Source organism: Streptomyces sp. NPDC057428, assembly GCF_042803195.1.
In the GTDB taxonomy this organism is placed as follows: Bacteria; Actinomycetota; Actinomycetes; order Streptomycetales; family Streptomycetaceae; genus Streptomyces.
This window is the reverse complement of record NZ_JBHVCT010000007.1, coordinates 120,250-136,912: the sequence shown is the minus strand read 5'-3', so window position 1 is coordinate 136,912 and position 16,663 is coordinate 120,250. Positions and strand designations below refer to the sequence as shown.

Below are 16,663 nucleotides of genomic sequence, written 5' to 3'. Positions count from 1 at the left end.
ACACCATGCGCCTGGTGTCGCAACCGCCCTTCCCATGACCGAGAGCAGTACTTGTCGACACCGTTCAGGGCGAGCCACTACCACCGATTCCCGGCCTGGTGAAACCCTCGTATCTCCGGATTCTGACCAGGCCGTCGCCAGTTCCGCGACGCGGTTCACGTCCTGCCGCCGGGAGATCTGGCATGCCGCCGATTCCGAACCTTCGTACAGCCCCCGCCACCGCCATTGCCACCGACGACCCGTGGAGCCGGTTCTACGAGTTCATCGGTTACGCGGTCGGACAGCAGTGGAGGGATCAGGGCGCATCGCTCAGTTCCTCCAGTGGCTCGTCGTCGACGCGGGCAACCGCCGGCCCGCCGAAGGCGCGCCCTGGAGCCGGCAAGGCCGCCTGAGGGCTGTACTTCTCGGCATCCTCGATCGGGATGATCCGCACCTTGTCCTTCGTGCCACGGGGCCCGGGCCGGACCACGATCCGGTGGACGACCATCGACAGGGCTTGACGCTTCGCCCAGGCCTCCAGCCCCTCCCACTCGGTGAGGATGCCCCGGAACACCTGGGGGCTCGGGGCCACGGCCGGCACCGGCACGCTCTCCCGCTGCTCGATCTGCACCTCCAACTTGGCGATCGCGTCGGTCAGCTCCCGATAGCGGTGCTCGTAGCTCTCCAGCCTTGATCATGCCCTTGGTGTAGAGCGTGACCAGCCGCTCCAGTTCGGCGTTCCGCTCGTTGAGCTGGGCATACTGATCCACTTCAACGGGCCGTGCCACCGGGGTCGCCGCGGCCTCCCTGGCCGAAGCCGCCGCGATGGTGTCTCCCTCCGGAGTGACCCGCGACACCAGGAACGAGCGGACTGCGTCTTCCACGACGGTGAGGAGCACCGTGCCACCCGCGCACGTGGCCCCGCGAACCTTCGCCGAGCAGCGGAAGAACACCGAAATCCCGCTGTCACCGTTCTTCCGCTTGTACTTCGTGCTACCGGACACCATGCGCCAGCCGCACAGATCGCAGTAGATCAGGCCCGTCACGCTGTGAGCCGGGGAATTGTCCCGAGTACTGCCCGACCTGCTTCCCCGCCGCGCCTTGTACGCCGTCCAGAGGTCCTCGGGAACGAGCGGATCGTGAATCCCTTTGATCCACTCGATGCCGGGAGCGTCCACGTGGCTGCTCCCGAGCTCCTTCCGGTACTTGGTCGGCTGGTGGCGTACGTATCCCGCCTGGTAGCCGCTGTCGAGCATCCGGTACCACTTGCCGATGGTCAGGACCGCCCCTTCACGGGTGCGCAGGCCGCGCGCTGTCATGTCGACCACGATGCGGTTCATCGGCTCTCCGGCCGACAGGCGCTCGAACATCTCCCGTACGTAGGCGGCCTCCGACTCCTCGACGTGGAGAGCTCCCACACGGCACTTCTCGCAACGCGAGTCAGGATCCCCCTCCAGCGGGCGCCGGCACTTTCCGTAACCGAATCGGAGCTGACCGTCGTGGGTGACGCCGCGGTTGCGTCGGTGGTCGTGGGTCTCCATCCAGGATTCACGACTGCGGTCGACCTCGTACTCGGCGACGATCAAGTGCGTGTTCCGGCCGAGCCGACCGCCGCTGCTGGAGGTGTCGATATCCTCCTTCGCCGCCCGGATCTCTCCGCCGGCCTGCTCCAGGCGCTTGATGTTGTAAGAGCTCAAGGTCGCGTCACGCCCGAACCATGACCAACGCCACACCAGAACTACGTCCGCTTCGCCCTTTTTTGATTCGTTGGATGATCTGCTCCACCTGGCGTTTAGCGAAGTACTTGCCACTCAGGTTGAGGTCCTGCAGCACGTCGATGACGACCATGCCCTCGCGCTCCGCCAGCGTGTTGCACGCATCGATCTGGAGTTCGGGTGAGATCTTCTCGTCCTTGTCCCTGTACCGTGATACACGCACGTAGATGATGGCGCGCTTGGGCTGCTGGGGAAGCGAGGAGCCGGTGAGCAAGCCTGGAGTCACGGCCGATCCCACCCTTCTTGATCCTGAGCGGACGTTTGTGTCATGAGTACTAGTATCGGAATCGTCGGCCTGCCGAATGTCGGCAAGTCGACCCTGTTCAACGCCCTGACCAAGAACGACGTGCTGGCGGCCAACTACCCGTTCGCCACCATCGAGCCGAACGTCGGCGTCGTGGGTGTCCCCGACCCCCGCCTGAACAAGCTCGCCGAGATCTTCAGCTCGCAGAAGCTCCTCCCGGCCACCGTCGACTTCGTCGACATCGCGGGCATCGTGCGCGGTGCGAGCGAGGGGGAAGGCCTGGGCAACAAGTTCCTCGCGAACATCCGCGAGTCCGACGCGATCTGCCAGGTGATCCGCGCGTTCAAGGACGAGAACGTCGTCCACGTCGACGGCAAGGTCTCGCCGAAGGACGACATCGAGACGATCAACACCGAGCTGATCCTGGCCGACCTCCAGTCCGTCGAGAAGGCCGTCCCGCGCCTGACGAAGGAGTCCCGCCTCCAGAAGGAGAAGGTCGCGGTCCTCGCTGCCGTCGAGGAGGCCCAGAAGATCCTCGAAGCGGGCGACACCCTCTTCTCCCGGGGCATCACCGCCGGCACGGCGAAGGGCCGGCTGCTCCACGAACTGCACCTGCTCACGACGAAGCCCTTCCTCTACGTCTTCAACGTCGACGAGGACGAGCTGGTCGACGAGGACTTCAAGAACGAGCAGCGCGCCCTGGTCGCCCCGGCGGAGGCCATCTTCCTGAACGCCAAGATCGAGTCCGAGCTGATCGAGCTCGACGACGATGAGGCCCTCGAGCTCCTCCAGTCGATGGGCCAGGAAGAGCCCGGCCTGGCCACTCTCGGCCGCGTCGGCTTCGACACCCTGGGCCTGCAGACCTACCTCACCGCAGGTCCGAAGGAAACGCGCGCCTGGACGATCAAGAAGGGCGCCACGGCCCCCGAGGCTGCCGGTGTGATCCACACCGACTTCCAGAAGGGCTTCATCAAGGCGGAGATCATCTCCTTCGACGACCTCGTCGAGACGGGCTCGGTCGCCGAGGCCCGCGCCAAGGGCAAGGCGCGCATGGAGGGCAAGGACTACGTGATGCAGGACGGCGACGTGGTGGAGTTCCGCTTCAACGTCTAGCGGCTGATTCCTTGATCGGCCGATGCGGCTGGTCAGCATAGGAAACCCCAGTTCAGGGGCCAGGTCTTCGGGTCTGGCCCCTTCCTGTTTTCTCCGGTGGATTCAGCCCTTTTCCGGGTCGTGTGCTGACTTGGTGCTGACCCTGCGGAGGGGGTTGGGTCGGTGATGAGCTGGGCTTTCGAGGGGGCAGTGAGGGCGCCGGGATGGCCCTGGTGAGGGGGAGGAGGGGCGAAGCCCTCAGCGGCCCGCTCGCGGGCCCTCTTTATGCAAGAACGCGCATAGTCGCGAGAGTGCATAGACGGCCGTGCATGGCGTCCGTACCGTCGTTCTGGGCGGCTCCGGCAGGGGGCTGCGGACTTGGGGGTTCACGTGTCCGAGCGCACTGGATTGACCCGGCTGACGGGCGGAGACGACAAGAACGGCAACGGAAGCGGGGAGTGCGGACAGGGCGACTGCCCGAACGTGTACCGCACCGAGAAGGGGAGCATCGTGGTGCAGGGAGACCTGTTCGACGGCTTCACGCCCCCGCAGGGGGAGGGCCTGGTGGAGATTCCGGAGAGCGTGTTGCGGGAGGCAGTCCGTGCTCTTGGCTGGTGAGAAGTGGCAGGCGAAGTTCAGCGAGTTCACGAGTGAGGCGTGGCGGCTGGAGACACGCCCCGTCTACCGCGTGCCACAGGAGGCGGACGAGTTCTCCCGGTTCCTCGCAGGGGAACGGTTCCCCGGCCCGTACGAGGACGACTGGACGGCGCTGATCCGCAGGCACCGCGAGACCGGCGGGACGATCGGCCGCGTCCATGTGGTGACGCGTCCGCTCTCGGACTACCTGCGCTTCGAGTTCGAGCGGTACTACCGCCATCAGGCTCCGGTGGGGGAAGACATCCGCATCCTCGATGTCACGGATCGGACGAACCCCGTGGCAGGTGTCGACGACTTCTGGATGTTCGACCGCTCCACGGTCGTCCTGATGAAGTACGCCGACGACGGGACGCAGATCGAGCGGGAACTGTACGAAGGTGACCCCGCCCCGTTCCTGGAGTACCAGCGCATCGCTCTCGCTGAGTCGGTCCCGTTCCTGGAGTACGTGACTGCGTGACGTTCGAGCCCGAGCAGCTCGGCCAGTCCGCTCAGGAACTCGCCGCCACGCTGCGGAAGCTGCGCAAGCAGGCCGGTCTCTCCGGGGACCGGCTTGCCGCGCGCTGCAACATGTCGCAGTCGAAGGTGAGCCGCATCGAGAATGGTAAGGTGCGCCCCACCTTGGTGGACATAGAGCGCCTGCTCACTGCTCTGGAGGCCCCGCCGGCGCTGGTGGCCGAGGTGTCGGCGCTGGCCCGTATCGCCGCGACGGAGTGGCAGGACGCCCGCTCGATGCGTCGCAAGGGCCTGGACAAGAAGCAGCTCGAACTGGCAGGTCTGGAAGCGTCCTCGTCGCACTTCCGGTTCTTCCTCCTGTCCATGCTCACGGCTCTGCTGTCGACTCCGGAGTACATCCGGGCCAGCCTGGAGCACATCCCCGGTGAACACAGCCGGGCGGTGGCGAAGAAGCTGGAGCGGCAGGACATCCTCTACGACCGCCGCAAGCAGTTCACGTTCCTCGTCACCGAACAAGCCGCGCGCTCCCCCTTCGTCCCGCCGGACGCCATGGCCGTGCAACTGGACCGGTTGGCGTCGCTCACGCACCTGCCGAACCTGCGCCTCGGCGTGCTGCCCCTGGACACCCGGCTGCCGGGCTGCCCGCTGAACACCTTCACCGTCTACGACGAGCGCTTGGCGACGGTGGAGACGACGACGGGGGTCATGGTCTTCCGCGACCCACGGGACATCCGGATGTACCTCGACGAGTTCGCCGGGTACGAGGAGCTGGCGCTCTTCGGTGAGGACGCACGGAATCGCCTTGCGGACTGGACCGCGGCCTTCCGAACCTGATCTTTAGTCCAGGACGTGACTGAACCTCGATGACGTCCCTGTCTGCGGGAATGATGCCGTGTCATCGGAGAACCCAGGCGGGGAGACGTACGAGATGCGCGATACGTACAAAGCACAGACGACGATGTCCGAGACGGTGGCGCTGTCTCTGCCGCCGGTACGTCCGGAGCCCGTCGCGGGCTGCCGGGACTGTCTCGGCTTCGCGGTGCAGCGGGTCAACGCGGGGTCGGTCGGGGACTACTCTAGGGTCTCGGACATGAATGTGACCCTGCGGGCGCACCTGCGCGACACGCACGGGGGCGATCAATGACCCGCGCCGTGCTGCGGTACGTGACGCACCGGATCACCCAGCACCCGGACACCGACGTGACGTTCGAGGCCGAGTGTCTCCACTGTGAGTGGACAGCACATCCATCGGTAGACGGGGCGGCCGTGGACATCGAGTGCATGGGCCACACCGGGCGCAGCGGACACAAGGGGTTCCGGCGTTTGTGCACTTCGTTTGCGATAGTGGCCAGGATCGATAGCGGTGAGAGACCTGACTCGTCGAGTGGAGAGGTCCGTCCGTCCGAAGCCGCGGGTGGTGGGGTATGACCCCTTGAAGCCCGCTTCACCGGCCGCCACGTCTTAGCAGCTCGGATTCCGCCACGGTTCCAAGGCCGACGAGAGCCTCCCAGCGCACCCCGTCAAGGCCAGCATTCCGGTAGGTCAGCGGCGGCAAGAGCGTCTCGGAGGGCCTCCGCCGGCACTGTGCGGGGCCCCTCACCCGGATGCTCAGGCTGCAGTCTCGTAGAGCCACCGGCTAACCAGGGTGTAGCCGTCAGGAAGCTCGTCCCCATCCGTCAGCTCCCTGTATCTCTCCCTGGCCTCCGGGCTGGCCTGCTGGCCAGGGGGGAGCCTTCGCAGGAAAGGGTCGCGGTCGGGGTCTGGATAGGACTGGCGGGTCTGGCTCGCAGCTTCAGGGGCGGAGAAAGGCTCCTGCGCCTCGCTGTCCTCGGCTTCGTCTTGCGTCATGCCGTCCGACTTGAAGACCATGACGGCAACAGCCACGCCCGCAGCGACGCCCGCGGTCATGACCGTGGCTTTGACTACGCGGGTCGTCCTCGGGTGCTTCTCGGCCCAGTCCTTCGCCCGCTTGCGGAAGGAGGTGGGCTCGCCATCGTCGTTGGTGGGCTCGTTGGGCGTGGAGTCAGTCACTCACACAGATTTACCGGACGCGGCCCTCAGCAGTCAGGCAATCAGCCGACATCGCCCGATCAGGTTCCGTGGCGCTCGTACGTCTTCAGGCCTCCGCGAAGGTGCATCCTTTGGTCGCCGCAGACCCGATTGCCGTCTTCGCTCTGTGGCCCGCCGGGCGTCCCTGCTGGCGGGGACCGCGAGTCGTCTCTCTTCCCATACAGGGCAGCTCGGTCGCTTTCTCTACTACGCTTCCCGCGTGGACTCGGCTGCCGTATGCGTGAAACTCGCATCGATGGCTGGAAGCGGCCGCGCGACGTGCGTCACGCCGCAGGCATCAGGGTTGGCGGCCCGCGCGACCGCCATGACATACCGGGAAGAAGAGCCTTGGCCCTCAAAAAGACAGACCTTTACAGCTCGCTCTGGAAGAGCTGCGACGAGCTGCGCGGTGGGATGGACGCCGGCCAGTACAAGGACTACATCCTCACGCTGCTCTTCATGAAGTACGTCTCTGACAAGGCAAAGGTCGACCCCGACAGCCTCATCGACGTTCCGCGCGGCGGTTCCTTCGATGACATGGTCGCCGCCAAGGGCGACAAGGAGATCGGCGACCGCTTCAACAAGATCATCAGTCGGCTCGCGGAGGAGAACGATGACCTGCGCAACGTCATCGACCTCGCCGACTTCAACGACGAGGAGAAGCTCGGCAAGGGCAAGGAGATGCAGGACCGCCTCTCCAAGCTCGTAACGATCTTCAGCGACCTTGACTTCCGAGGCTCCCGAGCCGAGGGCGACGATCTCCTCGGCGATGCCTACGAGTACCTGATGCGCCACTTCGCCACGGAGTCCGGCAAGAGTAAGGGGCAGTTCTATACCCCCGCCGAGGTGTCCCGCGTTCTGGCCAGGGTGGTCGGCATCACCAAGGACACCCGCCAGGACCAGACGGTCTACGACCCGACCTGCGGCTCCGGCTCGCTTCTCCTGAAGGTCGCTTCCGAGACCTCACGCGGCATCACCATCTACGGCCAGGAGAAGGACAACGCTACGTGGGCGCTGTCCAAGATGAACATGATCCTGCACGGGAACGAGGACGCCCTGGTTCTCAAAGGCGACACCATCACCAGCCCTCAGTTCACCAACGGCAACGCACTCCAGACGTTCGACTTCGCCGTGGCTAACCCGCCGTTCTCGATCAAGTCCTGGAGCAATGGGCTGGAGCAGGAGTACGGCCGCTTCGAGTATGGCCGGCCGCCGGAGAAGAACGGTGACTATGCCTTCCTGCTGCACATCCTCAAGTCGCTCAAGAGCACGGGCAAGGCGGCGGTCATCCTTCCGCACGGCGTGCTTTTCCGCGGCAACGCCGAAGCTGACATCCGTCGTCGCCTGCTGAAGCAGGGATTCATCAAGGGCATCATCGGCCTCCCCGCGAACCTCTTCTACGGGACCGGCATCCCGGCCTGCATCATCGTTCTGGACAAGGAGAACGCTGTCAGCCGTACCGGCGTCTTCATGATCGACGCGTCCAAGGGCTTCATCAAGGACGGTAACAAGAACCGCCTCCGCAGCCAGGACATCCACAAGATCGTTGACGTCTTCACGCGGCAGACCACGATCGACCGCTACTCGCGCATGGTTCCACTGTCGGAGATTGCCGATCCGAAGAACGACTACAACCTCAACATCCCCCGCTACGTCGACTCCTCCGAGCCCGAGGACATCCAGGACCTCCACGCCCACCTGCACGGCGGTATCCCCGACCGCGACCTCGACGCGCTCAGCGGTTACTGGGACGCCTTCCCGCAACTGCGAGGTCAGTTGTTCCAACCGAACCGTCCTGGCTACAGCGACCTGACCATCGACGTCAGCAAAGTTCAGCAGGCGGTCCTCGACTCGTCCGAATTTCAGAAGTTCACCGACGAGGCCCGCGAGCTTGCCGCCAGGTGGTTCGACGCCTATCGCAAGCAGCTCGAAGAGATTGACGCCAACACCAAGCCGAATGACCTCATCGCCACGATCGGTGACGACCTGCTCACCCGCTTCAAGCCGGTGCCCCTGCTGGACGAGTACGACGTCTATGAGCAGCTCATGACGTACTGGCATGACGTCATGCACGACGACGTCTTCATGGTCATGAACGACGGCTGGCTACATGCCGCCAAGCCGCGGCTGATCACGGTGAACAAGGATCGCAAGGCCTCGGAGACACCTGATCTGGTAGTGGGATCGGGGCGCAGCGCCGCCAAGTACAAGACGGATCTCATTCCGCCGACCCTGATCGTGGCGCGCTACTTCGCAAAAGAGCAGGCCGAGCTTGACGAGCTCGTGACGACAGTGGAGGAGTGCAGCCGCGCGGTTGAGGAGTACATCGAGGAGCACGCCGTCGAGGGTGGGCTCCTAGCGGATGCCGTGAAAGACGACAAGATCAACAGAGCCCTCGTCTCGGACCGCCTAAAGGAGGCGCGACACGAAGGTGTGGATGCCGACGAGGTAGAGGCGCTGGCGCACCTAATCAAGCTGTACAACGCGGAGGCGGTAGCCAAGAAGGCTGCCAAGGAGGCGGAGGCGGCGCTTCACCTCGCGACACTGAAGAAGTATGGCGACCTCACTGAGAGCGACGTGCGGACACTCGTACTGGACGACAAGTGGCAGGCGATGGTCTCGCGTCGCGTGTCCGCCGAAGTGGTGGCCCTGACGCTCGCTCTTGTTGCACGGATCCATCTGCTTGGTGAGCGCTACGTCGAGACAGTGGACATGCTGCATGAGCAGTTGAACGCCCTTGAAGCGAGGGTCAACGGGCACCTTGCGGTTTTGGGGGTACGGGCATGACGCCTACGACAGCGACGTGGCCCACGAAGACTCTGGCCGAGCTTGGAGCTCAGATTACGAGTGGTTCGCGAGGCTGGGCGTCCTTTTATGCTGATCATGGAAGCCTGTTCGTCCGCATCACGAATCTCAACCGAGGTGACATCCAACTCGACTTGACTAACTCGCGCTTCGTAGACATCGCTCCGAAGAATGTTGAGGCCGTACGGACGTGTCTCGCGCCTGGCGACCTTCTCGTCTCCATCACTGCCGACATCGGGATCATCGGATACGTGGACGAAAGGGTCCCGACTCCGGCCTACATCAACCAACACATTGCCCGAGTGCGTTTCGATTCGCGCTTGGCTGATAGTCGATTCGTCGCTTACTACCTGTCGAGTTGGGAGCCTCAGCGCCGGTTCGTTGGCGCTACCGACACTGGTGCCAAGGCAGGCATGAACCTGCCCGCAGTAGCCGCGCTGACCACTGTGGCCCCGCCCTTGCCTGAGCAGACGCGGATCGCTGAAGCTCTCTTGGACGCGGATGGGCACATCGCAGCCCTCGAACGCTTGATCGTCAAGAAGCAGGCGGTCAAGCAGGGGCTCATGCAGCAGCTCCTCACCGGAAAAACACGCCTTCCTGGATTCACCGAACCATGGTCGGCGCGGAGTCTGGGCGACCTGCTGGCCTACGAGCAGCCCGGTCGATACCTAGTGAGGACAACGAAGCAACTTGACGCAGGTCGCGTTCCCGTACTCACCGCTGGTAAGACATTCATTCTCGGATTCACCAACGAGCTCCATGGCATCTACGAGGCCCATCCGGTAGTGATTTTCGATGATTTCACCACTGCGTCGAAATACGTGGACTTTGACTTTAAGGCGAAATCATCAGCGATGAAGATCTTGAGCCCCAAGGGGAGTGTTTGCCTGCGCTTCATCTATGAGCGAATGCAATTGATCGACTTCCCACTCGGGGACCACAAGCGGTACTGGATCTCGGAGTACAGCAAGCAGGAACTCTTGGTCCCTGGTGAGGAGGAGCAGGCAGCCATCGCTCAGGTCCTCGCCGACGCGGACGATGAGATCGATGCGCTGAAGGTCCGAGTCGCAAAGGCCCGATCCATCAAGCAAGGCATGATGCAGGAACTCCTCACCGGACGTAAGCGCCTACCTATGGAGGGGGAGACAGCGGTATGAGTGACGTCGGGCAGGTTGAGCGCGAGGCTCAGAACCGAGTCGTGCGGTTGTTCAAGGAGCAGCTGAGCTACCGCCACCTCGGCAGCTGGGAACGCCGCGCTGGCAACTCGAATATTGAGGTCGAGCTGCTGGAGGTAAACCTCCTCGCCCGCGGCTACGACAGCACCCTCGTCAGCAAGGCGATCGACCAGCTGAAGAAGGCTGCCGCGCTCGGTAGTGGTCGTGACCTGTACGAGGCGAACCGCGCCGTTTACGGGTTGCTGCGCTATGGGGTCAAAGTCAAGTCGGGAGCAAGTGAGCGGTATGAGACGGTCAAGCTTATCGACTGGGACGACCCGCAGGCCAACGATTTCGTCGTCGTTGAGGAGGTGACGATCGTTGGGAAGCAGACGAAGCGACCCGACATCGTGCTCTACGTCAACGGCCTGGCTCTGGTGACCTTGGAACTCAAACGCTCTCGGGTCGCCGTGAGCGAGGGCATCCGGCAGACCATCGGCAACCAGAAGCCCGAGTTCATTCGGTCGTTCTTCTCCACCGTCCAGCTCGTGCTCGCCGGCAATGACGTAGAGGGCTTGCGTTACGGCGTCATCGACACACCCGAGAAGTATTGGTTGCAGTGGAAGGAGCCCTCTGAGGTCGAGGAGCCGCTGGACCGTGCGCTTCTCCAGATGTGCGGTAAGGAGCGGCTGCTTGAGCTGATCCATGACTTCACCGTCTTTGACTCCGGTGTCCGTAAAGCGTGCCGTCACAACCAGTACTTCGGCGTCAAGGCCGCGCAGGAACGTATCGGTCGACGCGAGGGCGGCATCATCTGGCACACCCAAGGCTCGGGAAAGTCGCTCACGATGGTGTGGCTGGCGAAGTGGATCCGGGAACTTCCGGGCGACACACGCGTTCTACTGATCACCGATCGCACCGAGCTGGACGAGCAGATCGAGAAGGTCTTCAACGGCGTCAACGAGCAGGTCTATCGCACCAGCAGTGGCGTGGATCTCCTGGACACCTTGAATAAATCCGCTGAGTGGCTTATCTGCTCTCTCGTCCACAAATTCGGTAGCTCGGCGGATGGTGCGGACGCAGCCGAGGCGAGTAACGAGTTCATCAAGGAGCTCAAGGCCAGGGTCCCCAAGGGATTCAAGGCCAAGGGCAACCTCTTCGTCTTCGTCGACGAGGCCCACCGCACCCAGTCCGGCAAGATGCACGACGCGATGAAGGACCTGCTGCCGGGCGCCATGTTCATCGGATTCACGGGAACGCCGCTGCTCAAGGCGGACAAGGCCACAAGCATGGAGACCTTCGGATCGTTCATCCACACGTACAAGTTCGACGAGGCCGTCGAGGACGGTGTCGTACTCGATCTGCGCTATGAGCCCCGCTCCATCGACCAGCACCTGACGTCGCCGGTGCAGGTGGACAAGTGGTTCGAGGCCAAGACCAGAGGCATGACCGACCTGTCCAAGGCGGAGCTGAAGAAGCGCTGGGGCACGATGCAGAAGGTCGTCTCCTCCGAGCCCCGGGCTAAGCAGATCGTGCAGGACATCCTCCTCGACATGGAGACCAAGCCTCGGCTGATGGACGGGCGGGGCAACGCCATGCTCGTGGGCGAGAGCATCTACCAGGCGTGCAAGTTCTACGAACTGTTCTGCAATGCGGGCTTCCGGGGGAAGTGCGCCATCGTCACTAGCTACGCGCCGCGTCCCGGCGACATCTCCAAGGAGGACTCCGGCGCAGGCCAGACGGAGAAGCTCCGCCAGTACGACATCTATCGCAGGATGCTCGCCGACCACTTCGGAGAGTCTGAAGACGTCGCTATGACGAAGGTCGAGCAGTTCGAGAAAGAGGTCAAGCGGCAGTTTGTCGAGGAGCCGGGCCGCATGCGCCTGCTCATCGTGGTCGACAAGCTTCTGACCGGGTTCGACGCCCCGAGCGCCACATACCTCTACATCGACAAGACGATGAGCAACCACGGCCTGTTCCAGGCGATCTGCCGGGTCAACCGCCTCGACGGGGACGACAAGGAATTCGGTGGCATCGTCGACTACCGGGACCTGTTCAACTCGCTCCAGGACACCATCAGCGACTACACCTCCGGTGCACTCGACGGGTACGAGCCGCAGGACATCGAGGGCCTGCTGACTGACCGGATCGGTAAGGCGCGAGAGGCTCTCGACGAAGCGCTGGAACGGATCCGCGCGCTCTGCGAGGTGGTCGCGCAGCCCCGGAACACGCTCCAGTACCAGCAGTACTTCTGCGCGGCAGAGCCGGGCAACGCCGGACAGCTCAAGGCCAACGAGCCCAAGCGGGTCGAGCTCTACAAGGCCGTGGCCGCCGTCACGCGGGCCTTCGTCAATCTGGCGAACGACATGGAAGCCGCCGGGTACACGAGCCAGGAGATTGAGAGCATCCGGGCTGAGATCCGGCACTACACGGCTGTCCGCGACGAGGTAAAGCTCGGGGCTGGCGAGGACGTCGACTTCAAGCAGTACGAGGCCGGTATGCGGTTCCTTCTGGACACCTACATCCAGGCAGACGCGTCCGAGGCCTTGTTCGACTTCGAGGAGACCGGTCTCGTCCAGCTCATCGTCGAACTCGGTGCCGGAGCCCTCGACAAGCTGCCGAAGGGAATCAGGAACAGTCCTGAAGCGGTTGCCGAGACGGTCGCCAACAACGTGCGCAAGCTGATCGTTGAAGAGCGTGCGACGAACCCGAAGTACTTCGACAAGATGTCGGAGCTGCTCGACGCCATAATCGAGGAACGGCGCAGGGGCGCGATCGAGTACCAGGACTACCTTGCCAAATTGCTGGAGACTGCCGCGCAGCTCGGCAGCGGAGAATCAGGCGACGCCTACAAGTACCCTGCCTGGGCCAACAACGGGGCACAGCGAGCGCTGGTCGACTTCTTCCTTCCCGATGAGCGGCTGGCTGTCGAGGTCGATACGACGGTGCTCCACTCCAAGCCGCACGCGTGGGTGGGGAACCCGTTGAGGGAGCGGCGGGTCCGTAACGCGCTCAAGCGAACACTGCCCGATGACTTCGATCGGCTTGACGAGCTCTTCGAACTGGTGAAAGCACGGCATGAGTACCACTAGCGCCCACTTTGCTGTTCGGGGCATCGATGTCCAGGTGATCTACAAGGACATCAAGAACCTGCACATCGGTGTCTACCCCCCCATAGGTCGTGTTCGGGTGGCTGCCCCTCAGCAGCTGGATGACGATCAGGTTCGCCTGGCCGTCATCCAGCGGTTGCCGTGGATCAAGCGCCAGCAGGACCAGCTGCGTTCAGCCCAACGGCAGTCGGTACGCGAGATGGTTAGTGGCGAGTCCCACTACGTCTGGGGCGTACGACGTCGCTTGAAGGTCATTGAGCGACCCGGGCGCCCGCACGTTGAAATCGACTGCGACCGAATGCTGCTGTACGTGCCGATTGGTACGAGTGAGGAGCGCCGCCGCGATCTGCTCGACAAGTGGTGCCGCGAGCAACTCCGTGAGGCGATTCCTGCGCTCATCGAGCGCTGGGAGTCGAAGCTCGGGGTTTCGGTGCCGTGGTGGGGCATCCGGCGGATGAAGACCAAGTGGGGCTCCTGCAACCGGGAGACTCGCCGCCTGTGGTTCAACTCCGAACTAGCCAAAAAGCATCCAGAGTGCCTTGAGTACGTCGTCGTGCACGAGATGGTCCACTATCTTGAACGGGGGCATGGCCAGCGCTTTGTCGAGTTGATGGACGGCTTCCTGCCGGACTGGCGCAGCCGCCGCGATGGTTTGAACGCGGCACCGCTCTCTGATGAGCTGTGGGCGGGACGTTGAGTGCGGCTGGAGTTGCTCGGGCCTGGACGTTCACCACGGCAACAGTCCGGCATCCGTTCTGGAGGCCGCGGAGACGGTGGGCGTACTTCCGTCGCTCGAAGACTTTGAGTGACGTTTATCAGGTATCCGAGTTAATGATGAGGGAAGCGTCCCGCTTCCTCCTCAAATCCATTAGATGACGATGACGAGGAAGGTGCTGGACCCCATGGCGAAGCTTCGGTTGACCGTAGGGCGAGGCCACGTCGAGGAGCTTGCTCGACTGCGTCATCCCGTTGGAGCCATCGAGGAGCTGATCTGGAACTCCCTCGATGCGGATGCTGAACACGTCACCGTGGAGCTTGAGCGCAACGACTTCGGTGGCGTCGACCGCGTCGCCGTGATCGACGACGGCACCGGTATCGACGCGGAGAAGTGCGGCGACTACTTCGAGCAGATCGGCACGTCGTGGAAGAAGCGGGCGCAGGCCAGCGAGATCAAGAAGCGTGTGCTGCACGGGAAGAACGGGCGAGGCCGGGTCCGGGCGTTCGCTCTCGGCAGTGAGGTGCGCTGGACCAGCGTGAGCGGGGCGCAGGGAAGCCGTCGCCGTGTCGTCATTGAGTCCGACCGCAGCTCCATGGATGAGTTCGATGTCAGTGATCCCGAGGCGACGGCCGAAGTGACAGGGACGGCCTTCGAGGCGTTCGGCGGCGAGGATCTCCAGAAGCTGACCGAGGACGCCGCCCGGAACGCACTGACCGCCGCCTTCGCACTTCATCTGGAGGCGTACCCGGACATCTGCATCACCTACGACGGGACGCGGCTGGACCCGGCGTCGGAGCAGGTTCACGTCGACACGTACGAGGTGGCGGCTCCGTCGGGAAGTCCTCACCCGCCGGCCCAGCTGAAGATCATCGAATGGTCGCGCCCGTACTCCCGGGCTCTGATCCTGTGCGACGGCCGGGAAATGTCGTTGGCGCAGCTGAAGCCGGAGATCCAGGCTCCGGGCTTCCATTTCACGGCGTACCTGTCCTGGTCGGGGTTCGAGGACGATTCGGTCGGCGACCTCGCCTTTGCCGATTGGACGCCGGAGGGGCCTGCTGCCGAGGTGCTGGCCGAAGCCCGGGAGCGTATGCGTGAGCACTTCCGTTCCCGTGCCGACGAGCGTCGTCAGGAGCTCGTCGACTCGTGGCGCGCGGAAGGTTTCTACCCGTATACCGGCGAGCCCGCCAACGACCAGGAGCGCGCGGAACGCGAGACCTTCGACGCCGTGGCGACCGCGGTCGTCCGGCACCTGCCGGCGAGCAAGAGGGCCCAGAAGGTGTCCTTCGCGCTTCTGCGCTCCGTCCTGACCCACGAGCCGGGCGAGGTGCTGCGCATCGCCGAGGAGCTCTTCGCGCTCTCCAAGCAGGAGCAGACGGAACTCAGCCGACTGCTGGACCGTACGCCTCTGTCTGCTCTTATCAAGGCGTCGACGGCGACGACCGGACGTCTCGATTTCCTGTCGGCTCTGGAGCACCTCGTCTTCGAGCCTGCGGCCAAGGGGCGGGTCAAGGAGCGCACCGAGCTGCACCGGATTCTGGAGAACGAGTGCTGGATCTTCGGCGAGGAGTACGGGCTTCACGTCAGCGACCGCAGTCTGAACGAGGTGCTGAGGCAGCACTGCCGTCTTCTCGGCCGGGACGCGCCAGCTCCGGACCCTGTCCAGAGAGAGGACGGGAGCCGGGGGATCGTCGACCTGATGCTGTCCCGCGCTGCCCGGCAGCGGAAGGGGGAGCGCCACCATCTCGTGGTGGAACTCAAGAGGTCGAGCGTCACCCTTGGTATGACCGAGTTCGCGCAGATCAACAGCTACGCACAGGCGGTCATGAACGACGACAGGTTCCGGGACCCCAAGGTGACCTGGGACTTCTGGCTCGTCGGCAATGCTATGGACGACGGCCTGCGTCAACTCGCCCACCAGCCGGACCGGATGCCCGGTTGCGCCGTCAACCAGCCCGCGTACCGGATCTGGGTGCGTACCTGGGGCGAAATCATCGAGGACGCTCAGGAACGGCTCCGCTTCTACAGCGAGCAGCTTGAGTACCAGTCGTCGACCGAGCACGCCATGGACTATCTGATCAGGGAACACGCCGACACGGTGGTGGACCTGGTGAGCGATGGCACGGTGCCCGTGGCGAGGTCGGGGGACAGCGGAACGATCGGAGCTGCCGTTAACCCGTGACGCGCTTCTCCACGTGGGCGCCACGAAGGGGCTCTGGTCGGTTTCTAAGGTCACTTGCCGTAGACAATGAGGTAGAACCGCACCGAGCGGGCCGCCAGGGCGGCCAGGAGGTGAGGCGGGCAGCAGCGAAGAGATAAGGGACTGCGTACAGATGGCCGCGTAGCGGCCGGGGGCAACAGGACTTGCCCGCTGCAGACTGGCAGGCCCCTTCGGGGCCGCTCTCTCGATGACGTTTCTGTCTGGGGGCGCTGTCGCGCCCCGCGTAGCTCTGCCGTCGAGTTGTACGTCTTTTGTCGGCCCCTCCGGGCCGACACTGTTGCTTCCTCTGCGCTGCCGGGTTTTCGATGGGGGCCGCGAAGCGGCCCTCTTCAAGGTTGGGACTTCGCGGCCTCACGGCCGCGCTCTCACCAGGGGGAAATCTACTTCCTCTTGCCGTTGAACTAGATAG

At 63.8% G+C, this 16,663-nt stretch carries 13 protein-coding genes and 1 pseudogene; 10 read left to right on the top strand and 4 right to left on the bottom strand.

All coding sequences use genetic code 11. The annotated features are described in order from the left end of the window. Positions 1-295 precede the first annotated feature (295 nt). The 3 genes and pseudogenes from ACFU5K_RS05115 to ACFU5K_RS05105 form a co-directional block, all read right to left on the bottom strand. Positions 296-616 carry a hypothetical protein gene (locus ACFU5K_RS05115; protein ID WP_384056991.1) on the bottom strand — a complete coding sequence of 107 codons (321 nt, stop codon included), beginning with the start codon at positions 614-616 and terminating at the stop codon, positions 296-298. A 244-nt stretch (positions 617-860) separates the two neighbouring features. Next, positions 861-1,712, bottom strand: a pseudogene (locus tag ACFU5K_RS05110) (recombinase family protein); the annotation flags it as partial. Further along, positions 1,684-1,992, bottom strand: a complete 309-nt coding sequence (locus ACFU5K_RS05105) for a recombinase family protein (RefSeq protein ID WP_384056970.1) — start codon at positions 1,990-1,992, stop codon at positions 1,684-1,686. The gene ACFU5K_RS05105 and the pseudogene ACFU5K_RS05110, both read right to left, overlap by 29 nt. A gap of 30 nt (positions 1,993-2,022) precedes the next feature. Here ACFU5K_RS05105 and ychF point away from each other — a divergent pair, with 30 nt between their 5' ends. From ychF to ACFU5K_RS05080, 5 genes are all read left to right on the top strand, one after another. After that, positions 2,023-3,111 (top strand): redox-regulated ATPase YchF, encoded by a 1,089-nt coding sequence (gene ychF, locus ACFU5K_RS05100; RefSeq protein ID WP_384056967.1) that lies wholly within the window; start codon positions 2,023-2,025, stop codon positions 3,109-3,111. A 369-nt stretch (positions 3,112-3,480) separates the two neighbouring features. Further along, a complete protein-coding gene (locus ACFU5K_RS05095; protein ID WP_209443737.1) occupies positions 3,481-3,708 on the top strand; it encodes a hypothetical protein in 228 nt (75 codons plus the stop codon). Further along, positions 3,692-4,204, top strand: a complete 513-nt coding sequence (locus ACFU5K_RS05090; RefSeq protein WP_384056964.1) for a DUF6879 family protein — start codon at positions 3,692-3,694, stop codon at positions 4,202-4,204. The genes ACFU5K_RS05095 and ACFU5K_RS05090 overlap by 17 nt, the downstream gene beginning before the upstream one ends. Continuing rightward, positions 4,201-5,034: a helix-turn-helix domain-containing protein gene (locus tag ACFU5K_RS05085; RefSeq protein WP_384056961.1), complete on the top strand. Its 834-nt coding sequence runs from the start codon at positions 4,201-4,203 to the stop codon at positions 5,032-5,034. Before ACFU5K_RS05090 ends, ACFU5K_RS05085 begins: the two co-directional genes overlap by 4 nt. A 58-nt stretch (positions 5,035-5,092) precedes the next feature. After that, positions 5,093-5,344, top strand: coding sequence for a hypothetical protein (locus ACFU5K_RS05080; protein ID WP_384056959.1), 252 nt, complete (start codon positions 5,093-5,095; stop codon positions 5,342-5,344). 464 nt (positions 5,345-5,808) lie between these two features. On the opposite strand, the gene ACFU5K_RS05075 is transcribed toward ACFU5K_RS05080, so the two are convergent. Beyond that, a complete protein-coding gene (locus tag ACFU5K_RS05075) occupies positions 5,809-6,231 on the bottom strand; it encodes a hypothetical protein (RefSeq protein WP_384056956.1) in 423 nt (140 codons plus the stop codon). A gap of 255 nt (positions 6,232-6,486) precedes the next feature. Here ACFU5K_RS05075 and ACFU5K_RS05070 point away from each other — a divergent pair, with 255 nt between their 5' ends. From ACFU5K_RS05070 to ACFU5K_RS05050, 5 genes are all read left to right on the top strand, one after another. Beyond that, on the top strand, positions 6,487-9,036 hold the full coding sequence (locus ACFU5K_RS05070; protein WP_384056953.1) for a type I restriction-modification system subunit M: 2,550 nt from the start codon (positions 6,487-6,489) through the stop codon (positions 9,034-9,036). A gap of 269 nt (positions 9,037-9,305) precedes the next feature. Continuing rightward, a complete protein-coding gene (locus ACFU5K_RS05065) occupies positions 9,306-10,211 on the top strand; it encodes a hypothetical protein (RefSeq protein WP_384056951.1) in 906 nt (301 codons plus the stop codon). Then, positions 10,208-13,300 carry a type I restriction endonuclease subunit R gene (locus ACFU5K_RS05060; protein WP_384056948.1) on the top strand — a complete coding sequence of 1,031 codons (3,093 nt, stop codon included), beginning with the start codon at positions 10,208-10,210 and terminating at the stop codon, positions 13,298-13,300. The genes ACFU5K_RS05065 and ACFU5K_RS05060 overlap by 4 nt, the downstream gene beginning before the upstream one ends. Then, on the top strand, positions 13,287-14,015 hold the full coding sequence (locus ACFU5K_RS05055; RefSeq protein ID WP_384056945.1) for a M48 family metallopeptidase: 729 nt from the start codon (positions 13,287-13,289) through the stop codon (positions 14,013-14,015). Before ACFU5K_RS05060 ends, ACFU5K_RS05055 begins: the two co-directional genes overlap by 14 nt. Positions 14,016-14,190: 175 nt before the next feature. Beyond that, the gene (locus ACFU5K_RS05050; protein WP_384056943.1) at positions 14,191-16,215 is read left to right on the top strand and encodes an ATP-binding protein; all 2,025 of its coding nucleotides are present in this window, start codon (positions 14,191-14,193) and stop codon (positions 16,213-16,215) included. The last annotated feature ends 448 nt before the right edge of the window (positions 16,216-16,663 follow it).